18 protein-coding genes are annotated in these 16,708 nt (G+C 44.0%); 15 read left to right on the top strand and 3 right to left on the bottom strand.

All coding sequences use genetic code 11. The features are described 5' to 3' along the window. The 7 genes from QVO39_RS01695 to QVO39_RS01665 all read left to right on the top strand — a co-directional run. A partial coding sequence (locus tag QVO39_RS01695; RefSeq protein ID WP_288171478.1) for an ABC transporter substrate-binding protein occupies positions 1–574 on the top strand: 574 nt, incomplete at its 5' end. Continuing rightward, positions 574–1,572, top strand: a complete 999-nt coding sequence (locus QVO39_RS01690) for a FecCD family ABC transporter permease (RefSeq protein WP_021902751.1) — start codon at positions 574–576, stop codon at positions 1,570–1,572. The genes QVO39_RS01695 and QVO39_RS01690, both read left to right, overlap by 1 nt. After that, complete coding sequence (locus tag QVO39_RS01685) at positions 1,569–2,327, top strand: ABC transporter ATP-binding protein (RefSeq protein WP_021902750.1); 759 nt, start codon at positions 1,569–1,571, stop codon at positions 2,325–2,327. The genes QVO39_RS01690 and QVO39_RS01685 overlap by 4 nt, the downstream gene beginning before the upstream one ends. A 157-nt stretch (positions 2,328–2,484) precedes the next feature. Then, positions 2,485–3,531, top strand: a complete 1,047-nt coding sequence (locus tag QVO39_RS01680; RefSeq protein ID WP_021902749.1) for a thiol-activated cytolysin family protein — start codon at positions 2,485–2,487, stop codon at positions 3,529–3,531. Between the two features lie 7 nt (positions 3,532–3,538). After that, on the top strand, positions 3,539–5,101 hold the full coding sequence (locus QVO39_RS01675) for a thiol-activated cytolysin family protein (protein ID WP_288171475.1): 1,563 nt from the start codon (positions 3,539–3,541) through the stop codon (positions 5,099–5,101). Positions 5,102–5,104: 3 nt separating this feature from the next. Further along, positions 5,105–5,701, top strand: a complete 597-nt coding sequence (locus QVO39_RS01670; protein ID WP_021902747.1) for a hypothetical protein — start codon at positions 5,105–5,107, stop codon at positions 5,699–5,701. Between the two features lie 7 nt (positions 5,702–5,708). Then, entirely contained in the window at positions 5,709–6,644 is a 936-nt protein-coding gene (locus QVO39_RS01665) for a hypothetical protein (protein WP_021902746.1), read from the top strand. 69 nt (positions 6,645–6,713) lie between these two features. On the opposite strand, the gene obgE is transcribed toward QVO39_RS01665, so the two are convergent. The 3 genes from obgE to QVO39_RS01650 are packed head-to-tail and all read right to left on the bottom strand — an operon-like array spanning position 6,714 to position 9,045. Next, positions 6,714–7,865, bottom strand: coding sequence for a GTPase ObgE (gene obgE, locus QVO39_RS01660; protein ID WP_018028925.1), 1,152 nt, complete (start codon positions 7,863–7,865; stop codon positions 6,714–6,716). Positions 7,866–7,877: 12 nt separating this feature from the next. Further along, complete coding sequence (locus QVO39_RS01655; protein ID WP_021902745.1) at positions 7,878–8,468, bottom strand: adenylate kinase; 591 nt, start codon at positions 8,466–8,468, stop codon at positions 7,878–7,880. A 34-nt stretch (positions 8,469–8,502) separates the two neighbouring features. Further along, positions 8,503–9,045: a phosphoribosyltransferase gene (locus tag QVO39_RS01650; protein ID WP_021902744.1), complete on the bottom strand. Its 543-nt coding sequence runs from the start codon at positions 9,043–9,045 to the stop codon at positions 8,503–8,505. A gap of 238 nt (positions 9,046–9,283) precedes the next feature. On the opposite strand from QVO39_RS01650, the gene QVO39_RS01645 reads away from it, so the two are divergent. The 8 genes from QVO39_RS01645 (at position 9,284) to QVO39_RS01610 (ending at position 16,623) form a co-directional block, all read left to right on the top strand. Then, positions 9,284–9,586, top strand: coding sequence for a hypothetical protein (locus QVO39_RS01645; protein ID WP_018028922.1), 303 nt, complete (start codon positions 9,284–9,286; stop codon positions 9,584–9,586). 47 nt (positions 9,587–9,633) lie between these two features. Next, positions 9,634–9,945: a cell division protein ZapA gene (locus QVO39_RS01640; RefSeq protein ID WP_021902742.1), complete on the top strand. Its 312-nt coding sequence runs from the start codon at positions 9,634–9,636 to the stop codon at positions 9,943–9,945. A 95-nt stretch (positions 9,946–10,040) separates the two neighbouring features. Next, positions 10,041–11,609 (top strand): ribonuclease Y, encoded by a 1,569-nt coding sequence (gene rny, locus QVO39_RS01635; RefSeq protein ID WP_288171485.1) that lies wholly within the window; start codon positions 10,041–10,043, stop codon positions 11,607–11,609. Positions 11,610–11,809: 200 nt separating this feature from the next. After that, positions 11,810–12,160 (top strand): aspartate 1-decarboxylase, encoded by a 351-nt coding sequence (gene panD, locus QVO39_RS01630; RefSeq protein ID WP_288171470.1) that lies wholly within the window; start codon positions 11,810–11,812, stop codon positions 12,158–12,160. Positions 12,161–12,164: 4 nt separating this feature from the next. Beyond that, complete coding sequence (gene argS / locus QVO39_RS01625) at positions 12,165–13,955, top strand: arginine--tRNA ligase (RefSeq protein WP_021902739.1); 1,791 nt, start codon at positions 12,165–12,167, stop codon at positions 13,953–13,955. 8 nt (positions 13,956–13,963) lie between these two features. Then, on the top strand, positions 13,964–14,398 hold the full coding sequence (locus QVO39_RS01620) for a deoxycytidylate deaminase (RefSeq protein ID WP_018028917.1): 435 nt from the start codon (positions 13,964–13,966) through the stop codon (positions 14,396–14,398). Positions 14,399–14,402: 4 nt separating this feature from the next. Next, on the top strand, positions 14,403–16,091 hold the full coding sequence (locus tag QVO39_RS01615; protein ID WP_021902738.1) for a S41 family peptidase: 1,689 nt from the start codon (positions 14,403–14,405) through the stop codon (positions 16,089–16,091). Continuing rightward, positions 16,060–16,623 (top strand): 5-formyltetrahydrofolate cyclo-ligase, encoded by a 564-nt coding sequence (locus QVO39_RS01610; protein ID WP_021902737.1) that lies wholly within the window; start codon positions 16,060–16,062, stop codon positions 16,621–16,623. Before QVO39_RS01615 ends, QVO39_RS01610 begins: the two co-directional genes overlap by 32 nt. Positions 16,624–16,708: the final 85 nt, after the last annotated feature.

Genomic DNA, 16,708 nt, shown 5'->3' with positions numbered 1-16,708 from the left:
TTTGGGAAAGAGTGAGTGGGTGATAATGTTTGCCGAGATTCTTGACCAACGAGAGAAGGGAATCGCGGGCTTCCAACAGATAGTGCACAACTATCAAGAGGCATTGGCTATTGCCGCTAATGTGCCTGAGGAAGAGCGACCTCGGGTGATGCTCAATACTCCATTCAACGACGTGTGGGTGTTGCCTGCGAAACAGAGTGTGACCGCTTCACTCATCAGAGATGCAGGGGCTATCCCAGAGACTGGCGAGAAAGAGGCTGGAGATGTATCGCATATTGGTATGGAGGAGGCGTTGGAAAAACTCTCTAAGGCTGATTACTGGATTGGACTTGGCATGGCAACCAGCTACAAAGAGCTCCCCGAGGTATTGCGGACGCATGCCAAGGAGATCCGCCCCATCCAATTGGATCATCTCTACAATAATAATGCGATTATCTCTGAGGCTGGTGGTACAGCCTATTATCAAGAGGGGATTGTTCGTCCCGACCTGATCCTTAAAGACTTAATAGAGATCTTTCATCCAGAGCTTCAGGAGCATACTCTTTACTTTTACCGTCATATAGCTGTGGAGTGATGTCTAGGCGAGGGGCTTACTTTGTGGTACTTATCCTGCTACTGTTGCTATTCTTTATTGGCGACCTTTTGGTGGGGGATGTGCTGTGTACTCCTAGCGAGGTGGTAAGGGCTTTCCTAGGAGGTGGTAATGAAGGGGTAGGGTATATCATCACCAAGGTGAGGCTCACGCGGGTATTGGTGGCTTTGATCGTTGGGATTTCTCTACCGGTCTGTGGGTTGATGATGCAGACGATGTTTGAAAACCCTCTTGCCGACCCCTATATCTTGGGGGTTAGTTCGGGTACGAGCCTTGGTGTGGCACTCTTTATGCTGGGCGTTCCACTGCTGGGGAGTGCGGTGCCACAGTGGGTACTGGACTTTGGTGTCCTAGGTGCTGGATGGCTGGGTGCCCTCTTGGTGCTTTTCCTGATCCTGATGCTGAGCCGTAAGATAGCCAATATCTTCGGGGTGCTGGTGGTCGGTGTGATGCTGAGCTATATTGTCTCCTCTATCATTCAAATACTTCAATATTATTCGAGTGCGGAGCAGCTCAAGCTCTACACGCTATGGGGTCTTGGTTCTTTTTCAAGTATTACTCGTAGCCATCTGCAGCTATTGGTTCCTGTAATGGCAGTGGGGCTTTTGCTTTCTTTCCTCTCTATCAAGTCGCTCAATCTGCAATTGCTGGGTGACGAGTATGCTCAAACGATGGGTATGAATCGAAAGCGGACACGTATGATGGTTTTTGGTGCTACTACGTTGATGGCTGGCACGGTGACGACTTATTGTGGTCCGATTGGTTTTATTGGTCTGGCGATGCCTCATGCCACACGCTATATCTTTCGCACTTCTGATCATGCGGTTTTACTCCCTGCTACAATGCTTATGGGTGGAATTGCTATGCTACTCTGCGATATGATAGCTAAGTGGCTAGTGATACCGATTAACTCGGTCACGGCTCTATTGGGCATCCCGATTATTCTAAAGGTGGTCTTTAGCCAATTATCCAGGCGATGAAGGTAGAGCTGAAAGAGGTCTCGGTGGGGTATCAAACTCCTTTGGTTGAGGGTGCCAATGCACTATTGGAGAGTGGCGACCTTGTGGCATTATTGGGAAGAAATGGTGCGGGTAAGAGTACGCTTTTAAGACATCTTGCTGGTCTGCTCCCCCTGCTATCGGGGACAGTGCTAGTGGGTGAGCAACCTATCCATCAGCTGAGTGAGTCGCAGCGAGCTAGGCTGATGAGTGTCGTGACCACCCGAAGAAGTAGAGCGCCTCAACTAACCGCTTTTGAGGTGGTGGGCTTGGGGAGAAGTCCTTACACGAATAGAATGGGGCGCCTCTCTAATCATGATAGAGCGGTGGTGGAAGAGTCGCTGGAACTAGTGGGTATCTCCCACCTTGCCCATAGGTATGTGAGCCAGATCAGTGATGGGGAAAATCAGCGAGTGATGATTGCAAGGGCTTTAGCCCAAGATACGCCAGTAATCCTGCTAGATGAGCCGACAGCTTTTCTCGACCTGCCTAACCGGTACGATCTAGCGCTACTTCTTAAGAGACTCTCTTCGGAGCGACAAAAGGTGATCGTCTTTAGTACTCATGATTTGGATGTTGCTCTACAGCTCTGCAACCGAATTATGCTGATTCACAATCAACAACTGACTACCCTTCCCACTTCTGAGATGAAGGAGAGCCATTTAATCCAGCAACTCTTTAGCTCGGACCAAATTGAGTTTGACCCGCAGACGGGAGCGGTACATATCCGCCTATAAAAATGAATCTTTGAATGAAGGACCGTTCTTGTAGAAATAATGCTAAGTGCCATCTTTCTGTGAATGTTAATGCTATTAAATTTGTATTATTGAAATTAAATAGCTACCTTTGCCGTAGAGTCGTTTTTTTTATTAATCATTTTTAACCTCTGTCTATATGAAAGCAACAAACCTAATCACTATGATCGCTCTAATACCTCTTTGCTTGAGTTGCACGCAAAGGAGCTACTTAGCTGAGGATGATATTCAAGTATTAAACCAACAGACTGTAGGTAGTAATCTGTGGTATGACGAAGCTTACGAGCTCGTTAATGGCATAGAACATAGGATCACTAATCCGAACTTACTACGTTCAGTTTATGAGTTTTATTATCCTGTTGTAGTAGTTGAAACTCCAATCTTTCTTGGCTCGGTTCTTGAGGAAAAGTCTATCTTGAATGGATTGTTGAAACCTGTTGGTAGCTCTTTAGATTGTAAGGATTCAATACGTATATCGTTTTCTTTCCCAGCAGAAACTTATGTTATTAAACCCACTCTCGCTAGCTTGAGAGAGACTATAGTTAAAGCGACAAATGGGAAGAACTTTTCAGGTAAACAATCGCAGCGATTTATGTATAGATTTAAGCAAATATATAGCTATAAAGAACTTAATATAGCCTTTGGTGCAAAAGTTGCGATAGGTAGCTTTTTTCATATTGAAGGTAAAAGTGACGAAGTCGCTCTTTCGCATAATACAGCTATGTATATTGATTTCGGGCAAACCTATTTTAACGTGATTATGGATTTTCCTGAAGATGGTAATATTTTCAAAAATGAGGAGGTCAAAAGAAAGTTTCTTGGCGTTAATCCAGTTTATATTAACCTAATAAATTACGGGAGAAAAGGCATTATTTTGGTGGAGTCCGATGTTGATTATAGCAAACTATCGTTGGCAGTGAGAGCTGCCTTTAAGGCTAAAGTTGTCGATGGAGAATTGAATCTTGATGTACAGCATAAGGAGATTCTTTCCAAGGCAAATATTGTAATTTGTATCGTTGGGGGCTTCGGAGATGGACAAGTAGCTACTGTTAGGGGATTTGATGCTTTTGAAGATTATATTATTAATGGAGGAGTTTACACAAACGAAGTATATGGTGTGCCTATTTCCTTTTCTGGAGCATATGCTAAAGATAACGACTTATTTGTCTCAACAGTAGAATTATAGTATTTTTATGAGCATAATAAATATTACTAGAGTGAGTGGTATGCTACTTGTTTGTAGTTTAGCTTTTCTCTCTTGCACAGAAACATCTATGGGTGTGGAAAATGAATTACAATCTCTCAGGTTGGAGAAGTATCCATCTGTTATTCACGTAGATTCTTCATATACATATATGGGTGATGAGTTATATAATCGTTTGTTAAATGAGTATAATTTTAAAAGCAGTGTGAATAATGGTCTAAGATCACTTAATCCAGATGACGAAAGCTTCTTTAATAAGAAGATGGTGGTTAAGACGATTAATCCGATCATTCTATATGGTCAGAGCTGTATTTATCCTGGTTCTATTCTTGAGGGAAATAGTATTAATGAACAAAAGTTTAAGCCAATTATACTCCCGAATAGAAGACCAATTACGGTATCTTCTTCTTTAACTCATACATATGCTAAAAGCACCTCTAAAGTAATTGAGAACCCTTCTTATTCCAAGCTGAATGACTATGTCAAGGAGATGGTTAGAGATGGGTCTTTCGCTCAGTCCGAAAAGTTTATGTTTCATCAAGCTAGATTCACTTTTTTTGATGAGATAAAAACTGCACTAGGTGCCAATGTAGATGTTCGGGGGCTTTTTTCATCAAGGAAAGAACAGTCAACCGAGTTGAGAAATCGAATAGTTAAGAGCACTGGGATGTATGTGAAGTTTTATCAATCTGCCTTTACCGTAAATACGGATATTGAGCCTCTAAGTGATACAACTGTTAAAGGTAGCTCTTCTTACGAACCTGTTTATGTGAATTCGGTAACCTATGGCAGGATGGGGATTCTTGTATTTGAAACCGATGAAGATTATATATTTGCTAAGAAGTGTATTTCTAAGGAGTTCAGTAGAATTTTTCAATCAGGAAAAGAAAAATTGACGAGGGAAGAGGAGCAATTCTTTAATGAAACCGAATTTAAGCTTTTAGTGATCGGTGGAGATAGTAATTATACTGTTCATTCAATAAATGGCTATGCTGAATTCCTTGAAATGATATATAAATCTCGCTTTACAGAAGAAGCTTATGGGGTTCCAATTTCATGTACCTTTGCTTATGCAAATTCACATGAAATTGTGGAACTTGAGATTGAGAATACTATCTATATAGAACCTTTATTTGTAAGTGTTGATCGTGCTGAATCAAGAGGCTATTCTGATGATAAGGGGTTATATTCGTCCTCTTCCAGTGATATTTATCTTTCATTTTATAGAGATAGGGAAAAGACGAAAAAGGCTTTTCCAAAACCCGATATCGAATTTAGAGTTACACGATGTCATACAGAGAAGCATTACTACCCCGATTACAATAATTGGCCCGCAATATTAATTGATAGCGATGATAACGAGGAGTTAGTGTGTCTAAGAAATGTTGATTATAAACCCATGATATATGTCGGATCAGATTATTATCAATATTCTCAAAGTGGTCCAGCACCACTATCTCCAATGCAATCAATCTACCAATACCAATGGGAAGCTAATGAAAAATCAGTTTCACATACCTTTCATAAAAGTCCATTTTTTAGATATGTTTAGCTTATGAAAAAATTGTTGTTAACGTTACAAGTCATAGCTTTAATCTTAGGATTATGCTTTGGGTGTAAAGAGAAAGATAACAAAGTTCCTCCAACACCAACGCCTGAGATCGAAGAAGATCTTCTCTCTGGTACCTATGTTCCCTCATTTGAGAGAGTTGTTGCTTCTTTTGTGATAGAGGACGGTAAGAAGGAGGAGAAAGACCACACAATGGAAGCCGTCAAAGAGATGTGGGGCGAACGTGCTGAATTCGGCATACCTGCTTCAATAACGATAGACAAAGACTCGTTATTTATAGACAAACGTTACGGACTTGTAGAAAAGATGAAGGTTGTCAATTCAAATGCCAATCAGCTACAACAAGTTTTTGAAGACAAAACGAGTCAGATCCCTATCACTGTAAATATAAATGCGAATGGTGAGTTGGAGTTGCCTGTAACTTTCTTCCATATCGTTTACACGGAGAACTATAGACAGTTTCTCGCTCAAGGAACGAGTTACACTATGCGTGATGAGTCCGAACTTCCAAGGTATGAGACTGGTTCGTTTTATTGGACTCATATTATTGTTTCATTCAAGAAAGAGACCTCAGGTAATTAATATAGCTATGAAAAGAATTAGGTTTAGAAAGCTCATTACGTATGTCGTTTGCACTTTGGGAGCTATTACTTTGATACCTCAAAGAAGTGAGGGGGCAGTGGTTAATGCTAGCTATGATGGTGAATGGTTTATTAAAATACTAGACCCAGAGAATATTTTTGTTGGGGGTCTAATTGAACTAAATGATCTCAATAAAAGAGTGCCACGTATGGTGCCAAATCCTCGCCCTCCAATGGTGACCATAGGAGGTCCAATCTTTGGAGATATTGTGGAAAAGAACCTACTTGCGAATAAGGAGGATATGCAAAGCTATCAGAAATATATAGGTGAAAAATATGGTAGCCAAAGCAAGCATACAACTATGCGATTTTTAGCTGGTGGTAGGGAAAGAAAAAACTTCAACTTTATCCATTATACATATGGTCAGATAGTGGATCTAAAGCAGTTTTTTGCGATAAATCAATTATTGCCCGCTCATAAGTCCATATATTATTACGAGATTCGAAGATGGTTTTATGATTTCGCTGGATTGTACTTTGTGTATGAAAACAGTGACAATGATCCTGTTGAATGGAATGATCAGTTAGGAGTTGTAGAGCGTGTGATCTATGGTCGTGACGCTATGTTTGTGGTTTGTAGTAATCAAGAGGAGCTAGAGGTTAAGTTAGCACTTGAGGGGGCAATTAAACACGGCTTTGATAAGCTTGATAATAAATCAAAAGCTCTTCTCTATACTTCAGAAATTCGTGTGAATAATAGTGGAAAAGCAAAAGTCCTAAATCACTCTCCTCATATTAATCCTATTGACATTATAATGAAGTATTGCGATACCCCTATTACAAAGGAGGATTATGGAGTTCCAGTCTATATGACATTGTTTAGATTTGATGAGCATCGGACAACGTTTTTGAATGATTTTAGTGAGGATTTGCCAAAGTTATAGTTTGAGTATTCACACAAAAATAGGGCGGTAGAAACTCTACCGCCCTATGCATAATATAGACATGTGTCATTAGTGCCAAGGGTCTTCGTCTAGCATCCGACCGCCAGCATTGTCATCAACCTCTTCGTCGGTTTCCTCTTTGTAGTAGAGGGTGTCCTCATCAAAGTCTATGCCCGAGAGTGTGAGGTGCATATTCTGCTGTACCAAGGGGCTGACATCGTGGAAGTTATTGACCGTAATGCTATGCCAGATGAGGTCCTTTAGCTCTTGAACCCCCTTGCCAGTGACTGCGGAGAAAAAGACATGCTCAACCCCTTCAGGAAGTGTTGGCATTAGTAATTCTTGAAGCTCCTCATCAATAAGATCGGCTTTGGAGATGCCAAGAATCTTATTCTTTGCCATCAGCTCAGGATTGTATTGCTGAAGCTCATTGAGTAGGATCTGGTACTCCTTTGCGATATCCGCAGTGTCGGCGGGGATGATGAATAGGAGCACGGAGTTACGCTCAATATGCCTTAGGAAGCGAAGACCTAGCCCTCTTCCCTCTGATGCTCCCTCGATAATACCGGGAATATCGGCCATCACAAAGGAGCGGCCATCACGATAATTGACAATCCCGAGATTGGGCTCAAGGGTGGTAAAGGGGTAGTCGGCAATCTTTGGCTTAGCAGCAGAGACGATGGATAGTAGGGTGGACTTGCCCGCATTGGGGAAGCCTACCAATCCTACATCGGCCAGCATCTTGAGCTGCATCACTACGGTCATTTCCCTACTTGGTTGCCCTGGCTGTGCATAGCGAGGGGCTTGGTTGGTGGCAGTGGCAAAGTTGGTGTTGCCTAGTCCACCCATACCTCCCTCTAGTAGCATAATCACCTCATCGTGTTCGCGTACCTCGCAGATGTAGTCACCCGTATCGGCATCATAAACCACAGTACCCAGTGGCACATCTATATAGACGTCCTTGCCATCCTTGCCGGTACTATTTTTGGCGCCACCATGTGCACCATCAGTGGCAAAGATATGTCGGTCGTACCGTAGGTGGATTAGTGTCCAGTAGTTTCGGTTACCCCGAATGTATACGTGGCCACCACGTCCGCCATTTCCACCATCGGGGCCTCCTTTGGGAACAAACTTCTCGCGTCGGAAGTGTGAAGACCCAGCGCCTCCTCTGCCTGATCGGCAGACGAGCTTTACATAGTCCACGAAGTTGGATTCGGCCATTGTATTATAAGCTTAATTGTTTGACTCTTTAATGAATTGGTCTATCCCTCTGATCAGATTTGCAGTTACCTCATCAATAGCTCCCACACCATCTATCTCAATCATTGGGCTATGACTCTCTTTGAAAAACTGGATCACAGGCTCAGATTGCTCGTGGTAAACTTTGAATCTACCACGAATAGTCTCTTCATGATCATCACTTCGACCAGAAACCTTGCCGCGCTCCAGTAGTCGCTCTAGTAGTTCCTCCTCCTCTACATCCAATGCGACAAGGAGTGGAATTGGCCATTGGCGGGCATTGAATTCCTTTACTAACTCCTCTGCCTGATGGTAAGTGCGAGGGAAGCCATCAAGGATTAGTCCCTTTTTGCCATCCATTTGGTTGATGTGCTTAAAAAGCAAGTCGAGTATCAAGTGGTCGGGCACCAACTTCCCCACCGATATTAGAGCTTCAATATCCTGGCTCAATTCCGTACCCTTTGCCACCTCTTCCCGGAGTAGGTCACCAGTGGAGATGTGCTCTAGCCCATAGTGCTCGGCTAGCAACTCACTTTGAGTGCCTTTTCCAGAGCCTGGAGGACCGAATAATAACAAGTTTAGCATAATGCTTTGATTGATTTAAATGAAGATATCTAGTTTATTTCTTGAGGACGTAGATGTCTCTTAGCATACGCCCTCCACCATTGTAGTCTAGACCACAACCAACAATGAAATCATTAGGAATCTCACGACCCACATACTCAGCCGGTAGAGCACAATCAGCTAGTGCACCAGGCTTGGAGAGCATGGCAGCTACGTGTACCTCTTTTGCCCCTCGCTCCATATAGAGCTTTCGCAACTCGGTGACGGTGAAGCCAGTATCTACTAGATCTTCAAGGATGATGACCACCCTTCCCTCTACAGAGATATTTGGCTTCATGATCTCATTGAGGGTGCCCGTTGAGCAGAGCCCCGCATATGAGGAGTATTTGGCAAAGGCAATGTCAAACTCACAATCGAGCTGACGAGCCAGCTCAGCGGTAAATATAAATGCACCATTGAGGATAGAGACAAACAGTGGGTTGGACGCCCCGTGATCTCTCATGATCTCCTGAGCCATTCGTGCCACCTCAGGTTGTAACTCTTCCTCTGATAGGTAGGGGATGAATTGTAATCCGCCTACCTCAACACTCTCTTTCATCTCAATATATATTTAGCAAATACATAACATATCAAAGTGCAAATGTAACCAAATTATAGCTACTATTAGGTCGATTGAGAAATAAAATGTACAGTGGATATTTAATTTTCACCGAATTCGCATTGATAGCTAAAAATATTGGGGTTACTTCTTGCTACAACTATTTATTTTATGTAGATTTGCTAAGAGTTGCACAGATATTTGATTGTTCACTTCATTTGAGAGTTCTGAAATACGCATGAGCAGTGCTTACGACCAGCTTATTGAGCTGGAGTTACGGGTCGCTACACTGATACGGAAGTATGGTGAGATGCGAAATGCACTTGAAATGAAACGCCAGGAGTGTGATGCTTTACTGGCTAAGCAGAAAGCTCAAGAGGAGAAAATTAGAAGACTGGAGCAAAGTCTGTCTATCGCTACAGTGGTTACTACTCCATCCTCTGAAGGAAGAAAAGCTTTGGAAGGCTTGGGAAAAGAGCTGGATGATATCACTAAAGTGATAGACGAATGTATTACTCTGCTGGATGGTCGGATTGAGTAATTGTAGGATAGGTAACAATGCCCTTAGGGGCAAAATATAAATGCTATATGGGCGATAAGGCCGAGCATAATACCACTAGCGTTTGGGATATTAATCTCCGTGTGGGAGGTGTTAGGATGACCCTCTCTATACCAAGGTCGCCCGAGTATGAGCAGTCTCTAAGGAGAGCGGCTGACGAGGTGAATGCTGTCATTGAGCGCTATCGGGTGGAGATGCCACACGTTGCTAGAGAACAGCTCCTGAGTTATGTAGCACTAGATATTGCTAATGAGCTTCAGCGGCTTCGAAAGGAGCAAAGTGAGCTAAAGCTTGAGGAGCGTCTGAATCGTCTCAATAGCTCCCTAGAGGAGTCTATCTAGCTTGGACGGAGCGATAAGTGTTGTTACCTACTGCCACAATTCGAAAGGCATAAAAGCAGGTTTTGTGGATATATTAGTAGTGGAATAAAATGCAGATAATCATCGCAGTGGTGATTGCACTTGCCGTATTGGCTATTGGCGGTGTAATCCTTTGGAAAAACATTTGGAAGACGCTCACCGAACGAGCTAAGGAGGAGAAGAATAGCTATATTGAACAGGCTAAGGAAGATATAGAGATACTCCGTAAGGATCGGCTCTTGGAGGTGAAGGAGCAGGCTCTACAGAATCGCGCTGAGCTAGAGCAGGAGATATCGGCGTGGAAGAGCAAGGTGCAGAGCGCTGATGCTCGTATTCAAAGCCAAGATACTAAACTAAAAAATAGAGAGCAACAACTCAATAAGCAGCAGAGTGACCTGAATGCGAAAGCATCGGAGGTGGCGAAGCTAGAGACACAGTTGCAACAACAGATACTAGCTACAGAGCAGCAGCAAGAGGAGCTCTCCAAGATGAAACTAGAGGCGGAAAAGAAGCTGGAGCAGATCTGTGGTCTTTCCGCAGAGGATGCCAAGGCTCAGTTGGTAGAGAGTATTCGTGATGAAGCTCGTGCAAGTGCCGCTGCCTATGTCAATGAAATTGTAGAGGAGGCTCGGATGACTGCTAATCAGGAGGCTAAAAAGCTGGTGGTAAAGAGTATTCAGCGTATTGCTACTGAGACTGCGATTGAGAATGCCGTGACGGTTTTCCATATCGAAAATGATGAGATGAAGGGCCGTATCATCGGGAGAGAGGGGCGTAATATACGTGCTCTTGAAGCCGCCACAGGGGTGGAGGTAATTGTAGATGATACTCCTGAGGCGATTGTATTGAGTTGCTTTGACCCTGTTCGTCGAGAGATTGCTCGCTTGACTCTTTATCAGCTTGTTCAGGACGGGCGTATCCACCCAGCACGTATTGAAGAGGTGGCTGCCAAGGTAAAGAGCCAGATTGAGGATGAGATTATCGAGACTGGTAAGCGTACGATGATTGACCTCGGCATCCATGGTATGCACCCCGAGTTGGTTCGTCTTGTTGGTAAGATGAAGTATCGCTCTAGCTATGGCCAGAATCTACTTCAGCACGCTAGGGAGACTGCCAATCTTTGTGCCGTGATGGCTAGTGAAATTGGGCTTAATCCGAAGAAGGCAATGCGTGCCGGACTGTTGCATGATATTGGCAAGGTGAGCGATGAGGAGCCTGAGCTACCTCACGCTATCTTGGGTATGAAGCTTTGTGAGAAGTACAAGGAGAAGCCTGATGTATGTAATGCCGTCGGTTCGCACCACGAAGAGGTGGAGATGGAGACACTGATTGCTCCTATTGTACAAGCGTGTGACGCTATTAGTGGTGCAAGACCAGGAGCAAGGCGTGAGATTGCCGAAGCGTATGTGAAGCGTCTCAATGACCTTGAGAAATTGGCGCTATCTTATCCAGGTGTAATAAAGACTTATGCTATCCAAGCTGGTCGTGAGCTTCGTGTGATTGTAGGAGCGGATAAGATGGATGATGGGCAGGTACAGCAGCTATCGGGAGAGATCGCTCAGAGAATTCAGGATGAGATGACCTATCCAGGACAAGTGAAGATTACTGTGATACGCGAGACAAGGGCAGTTGCCTTTGCAAAGTGATGCTAGTAAAAACTAGTTTTCCTATATACTTAGGGCTGTGTCAAAGCTTATTGACACAGCCCTTTTCTTTGATTACTTGATTTAATGACCCATTATATTGGACAGGCAAAACTTTCAATGCAATTGCTAGTCGATATATAGCTATATTTGGTTATCTTTGTGTGGATATAGCGACAACTACATTTAGACGCAGAAACAATATGCTATTAAATATGATGAAATCCAAGATCCACCGTGTGAGAGTGACGGATGCCAATCTCAACTACGTTGGTAGTATTACTGTGGATCTTGACCTGATGGAGGCTGCTCACCTTTTGCCTAATGAAAAGGTACAGGTGGTCAACAACAATAATGGGGCTCGGATAGAGACTTATGTAATAGAAGGCGAAAGAGGAACTGGCGTGATATGCCTTAATGGAGCTGCTGCTCGCCATTTTCAGCCTGGAGATATTGCACTGATAATATCTTATGCATTGATGACGGAGGAAGAGGCAGCCTCGTATAAGCCTGTGGTAATTTTCCCTGATACAGAAACGAATAAACTTATATAATAAGATGAAGTATACAAGTATAGAAACAAAGCTGAGTAATGCACTTTGCGACGTACTTAATTCCCTTTATGGGGTGTCTGAGAGCTCTGTGTCGGTAGCTCCGACAAGAAAGGAGTTTGAGGGTGATTATACCTTTGTAGTATTTCCTTACCTGCGTCAGAGCAAGAAAGCTCCTGAGGCAACTGCTACTGAAGTGGGCAATGCACTTGTGGAGAAGTTCGGCACTATCTGCAAGGGATATAACGTGGTGAAAGGTTTTTTGAATATTGAGCTTCAACCCGCTCTCTTCGCTAGCCAGATAGAGGAGATGAAAAAGGTGAAGAACTATGGCTTTGAGGAGGTCACTAATGATTCACCTCTTTACATGGTGGAGTATTCATCGCCAAACACCAATAAACCACTTCATCTTGGGCATATCCGAAATAATCTGCTTGGTTATAGCATCTCAAAGATATTGGAGGCCAATGGCAAGCGGGTGGTGAAGACAAATATTGTCAATGACCGGGGAATCCATATCTGCAAGTCTATGTTGGCATGGCAGAAGTGGGGCAATGGTGAGACGCCAGAAAGCTCTCATTTGAAGGGCGACCACCTAGTCGGTAATTACTATGTGCTATTTGATAAGCACTATAAAGCAGAGCTGAAGGAGCTTGAAGCAAAGGGGCTTACTCCTGAAGAAGCGGAGCGAGAGAGCACCCTTATGCAGGAGGCTAGAGCAATGCTCAAGAAATGGGAGGCAGGTGATGAGAAGGTGCGTACCCTTTGGAGGAGTATGAATACCTGGGTGTATGACGGCTTTGATGAAACCTATCGCAGGCTAGGGGTAGACTTTGATAAGATCTATTATGAGAGTGATACCTACCTAGTTGGTAAGCGGGAGGTGCTAAGGGGTCTCGATGAAGGGCTTTTTGTGAAAGATCCTGATGGATCGGTTTGGGCTGACCTTACACCAGAGGGCTACGACCGGAAGATACTCTTGCGTGCGGATGGTACCTCTGTCTACATCACTCAAGACATTGGAACTGCCAAGCTAAGGTATGAAGACTATCCTATTGACCAAATGATCTACGTGGTAGGTAACGAGCAGGACTATCACTTCCAGGTGCTTTCTATCATTCTTGATAAGTTAGGCTATTCCTTTGGAAAGGACTTGAAGCACTTTTCCTATGGAATGGTGGAGCTTCCAGATGGCAAGATGAAAAGCCGTGAAGGTACTGTAGTGGATGCAGATGACCTAATGGATCGGATGATTGATACCGCTTTAGAGGCATCTGAAGGTCAAGGACGGGCAGTTGATATGTCGGAGGAGGAGCGACAGGAGATGGCTCGCAAGGTGGGTCTTGGTGCTTTGAAGTATTTCTTGCTGAAGGTAGAGCCACGTAAGAATATGCTCTTCGATCCTAAGGAGTCCATTGACTTCAATGGTAATACTGGTCCATTCATACAGTATACTTATGCTCGTATTCAGAGCATCATGCGTAAGGCAGAGGGTATGGATTTTCATGCTACACAACAGGTGGCAGAGCTCTTGCCTAAAGAGGTGGAGCTGGTGAAGCGACTCAATGAATTTGGTGAGGTAGTAAAGCAGGCGGGTGCGGAGCTTAACCCAAGTCTAATTGCCAGCTATGCTTATGACCTGGGTAAGCAATTCAACCAGTTTTATCACGATCACTCCATTCTCAATGAGCCTGATGATGCTATTAGGCATCAAAGGTTGTTGCTCTCCTATCTTACAAGTGAAGTATTGAAGAATGCCGTAGGGCTACTAGGTATAGAGATGCCTGAAAAGATGTAATAAGAGCTATGTCGGGAAGTGAAAAGGAGCGTGAAGTAGACCTTCGCTATCTAAGAATGGCGGAGATATGGGCAGAAAACTCGTATTGTAAGCGCTTACAGGTAGGTGCCCTTGTGGTTAAGGATAAGATGATTATCTCTGATGGGTATAATGGGACACCTTCGGGTTTTGAAAACTGCTGTGAGGATGAGGATAATAAAACCTACCCATATGTCCTGCATGCCGAGGCCAATGCGATTACTAAGGTCGCGGCAAGCAATAATAATAGCCGCGGTGCCACGGTTTATGTGACACACGCTCCTTGCTTGGAGTGCTCCAAGCTCATTATCCAAGCTGGTATTAAGCGGGTGGTTTATTCAGAGGAGTATCGACTTACTGAGGGTGTAGACCTTTTACGAAAAGCAGGTATAGAGGTGGAGTGTTTACCTCTCAAAAAGAAGTGATTGTATGAAGAAGTGGGTCAAGGTGGCATTGGTGTGCCTATCGCTTTTACTATTCTTAGTAGGAGGTTTTTTTATTGGCCTAAAGGTAAGGTCAAATAACCCCTTAATACGTGCCGTGACGCCTATGGATAAGCTCAAGGCGACGCTGCAGATGATTACTGAAAACTACGTGGATAGCGTAGATCCTGATGAGTTGGTCTCGGATCTTATCCCGATGCTCATTGGTCAGCTAGATCCGCACTCTACCTATCTTACCGCGGAGCAAAGAGAGGCCGAGCAGGAATCTCTTGATGGCTACTTTTATGGTATCGGCATCACTTTCAATACCATCATTGATACCGCTGTAGTAATACAGACCATTCCTAATGGGCCATCGGATATTGCTGGTTTGAAGGCAGGCGATAGGATCGTCACTGTTGATGGACGAGACATTACAGGTCATTCACTTACTCCTGACTCAGTACGCTCTCTATTGAAAGGGCGTGATGGAAGTATCGTAACCCTTGGTATACGCCCATATAATACCGACGTGCTTTCTGAGGTAAAGGTGAAGAGGGGAGTGGTCAATACCAATACGGTTGACGCTGCTCTTATGGTTAATGACTCTCTTGGCTTTGTCCGTGTAAGTACGTTTGGTATGTCGACTTACGATGACTTTATGCAGGCAGTTGCTAAGTTGCGAAATGAGGGTGCCAAGGGGTTGATTCTAGATCTTAGAGATAATCCCGGTGGCTTGATGCAAGCTGCTCTTAGAATGGCCAATGAAGTTCTACCGCGTAATAGTTTAATTATCTATACCGATGGAGCTCATCAAAAGCGAAGTGATATATATAGCGATGGGACAGGTACTTTGATAGACTTCCCAATCTATGTGCTTATTAATGAGTTGTCTGCCTCGTCCTCAGAGATTGTCAGTGGATCTATCCAAGATAATGATGCCGGTATTATTATAGGTCGTCGTAGCTTTGGTAAGGGGCTCGTGCAGAAGCCTTTTGAGTATTACGATGGCAGTTCCGTTCACCTTACTATTGCTAGATATCATACTGCCTCTGGACGTTCTATTCAGAGAGAGTACCAGCTCGGTGGAGATGAGGAGTATGCACACGACTGGATTGATAGAGTGCTGGGGGGTGAGATGTTCTCTGCCGATAGCATCAAGATAGAGCGTGATTTAGTTTATCATACTAAGGCCGGCCGTGAGGTGTATGGCGGTGGCGGGATAATGCCAGATAGGTTTGTGGCACGTGATACCATCGGTATGAATAGCTACTATGCTGAGGTGCTCAATAGAGGGTATCTCCATCAGTTTGCCTTTGTCTATGCCGATCGTCACCGTGATCTACTCAAGCGACTAGAGGATACAGAGCATATCTATAGCTTTTTGGATAATCAGGGATTGGTTTGGCAGTTAGCTACCTTTGCACAGTCCAAGGGGTTACCTCGGAGGAGTTTCCTTATCTCTCAGGCAGAGACACCACTCAATAACATATTGTATCCTCTTATTGTAGACTATCTTTATGGTCAGAAAGAGGCCTGGCGAGTGAGGTGCTATAGTGACTCAATGGTGAAGCAAGCGTCGGAGCTATTCTCACAGGGGATTTATTCCCCACTTGCTCTACCTTCACCAACTACAAGTTTAATCGAAATGAGCGACAGTACAGATGGAGAAGAAGGAGATTCGGACGATAATTAGACAAAGGAAAAAACAACTCTCGCCTGAGGAACGAACTACTATCTCTATGAAGATAGCTGAGCGAACATTCGAATTGCTCAGAGAGGAAGAGGCAACTAATGTGGCCTTGTTCCTCAGTATGCCTGATGAAGTAGAGACCTCTTATCTGATCCAAATGCTCGGTAAGCAAGGTCGGCATACGCTCCTGGTACCTCGTGTGGAAGATGAGCAGACCATCCGTTTTTACAAGCTCCAAAATACCCAAGACTACCAATTGTCGGGTTATGGAATACTAGAGCCTAAAGATGACATCTCTGAAGCGTTAGTGCCTGAGGTGATGATCGTGCCAGGTGTGGCATTTGATGCTTGTGGCGGTAGAGTAGGTCGTGGCAAAGGTTATTATGATCGCTACTTTGAGCTGCATCACGATGTGATACGGAAAAAGATTGCGATTGGGTACCAGCTACAAGTGATGGAAGAGCCACTTCCTATGGAGCCTTTTGATCAGCGCATGGATGCTCTGGTCACTGAGGAAAAGACCTATTGGTTTTAAGCGGGCTATTTGAGCCTAATCTCTAGGTGGGGGATATTGTTTTCAGACATAAAATCCATCAGTGATTGCACTATATAAGAGCGAC

This window comes from Porphyromonas sp. CAG:1061 (assembly GCF_000435035.1).
GTDB classification, from domain to species: Bacteria; Bacteroidota; Bacteroidia; order Bacteroidales; family Porphyromonadaceae; genus Porphyromonas_A; species Porphyromonas_A somerae.
The sequence above is the reverse complement of the archived record's forward strand: the minus strand, read 5'-3'. Positions and strand labels throughout refer to the sequence as shown.

Bases quoted from the DNA above. Each gene is read 5' to 3' on its own strand.
- QVO39_RS01610 (WP_021902737.1), top strand. From the start codon at position 16,060: ATGGAGAAGAAGGAGATTCGGACGATAATTAGACAAAGGAAAAAACAA.
- QVO39_RS01670 (WP_021902747.1), top strand. From the start codon at position 5,105: ATGAAAAAATTGTTGTTAACGTTACAAGTCATAGCTTTAATCTTAGGA.
- argS (WP_021902739.1), top strand. From the start codon at position 12,165: ATGAAGTATACAAGTATAGAAACAAAGCTGAGTAATGCACTTTGCGAC.
- QVO39_RS01680 (WP_021902749.1), top strand. From the start codon at position 2,485: ATGAAAGCAACAAACCTAATCACTATGATCGCTCTAATACCTCTTTGC.
- QVO39_RS01650 (WP_021902744.1), bottom strand. From the start codon at position 9,045: ATGAAAGAGAGTGTTGAGGTAGGCGGATTACAATTCATCCCCTACCTA.
- QVO39_RS01690 (WP_021902751.1), top strand. From the start codon at position 574: ATGTCTAGGCGAGGGGCTTACTTTGTGGTACTTATCCTGCTACTGTTG.
- QVO39_RS01655 (WP_021902745.1), bottom strand. From the start codon at position 8,468: ATGCTAAACTTGTTATTATTCGGTCCTCCAGGCTCTGGAAAAGGCACT.
- QVO39_RS01645 (WP_018028922.1), top strand. From the start codon at position 9,284: ATGAGCAGTGCTTACGACCAGCTTATTGAGCTGGAGTTACGGGTCGCT.
- panD (WP_288171470.1), top strand. From the start codon at position 11,810: ATGCTATTAAATATGATGAAATCCAAGATCCACCGTGTGAGAGTGACG.
- QVO39_RS01615 (WP_021902738.1), top strand. From the start codon at position 14,403: ATGAAGAAGTGGGTCAAGGTGGCATTGGTGTGCCTATCGCTTTTACTA.
- QVO39_RS01675 (WP_288171475.1), top strand. From the start codon at position 3,539: ATGAGCATAATAAATATTACTAGAGTGAGTGGTATGCTACTTGTTTGT.
- QVO39_RS01665 (WP_021902746.1), top strand. From the start codon at position 5,709: ATGAAAAGAATTAGGTTTAGAAAGCTCATTACGTATGTCGTTTGCACT.
- QVO39_RS01620 (WP_018028917.1), top strand. From the start codon at position 13,964: ATGTCGGGAAGTGAAAAGGAGCGTGAAGTAGACCTTCGCTATCTAAGA.
- obgE (WP_018028925.1), bottom strand. From the start codon at position 7,865: ATGGCCGAATCCAACTTCGTGGACTATGTAAAGCTCGTCTGCCGATCA.
- QVO39_RS01685 (WP_021902750.1), top strand. From the start codon at position 1,569: ATGAAGGTAGAGCTGAAAGAGGTCTCGGTGGGGTATCAAACTCCTTTG.
- QVO39_RS01640 (WP_021902742.1), top strand. From the start codon at position 9,634: ATGGGCGATAAGGCCGAGCATAATACCACTAGCGTTTGGGATATTAAT.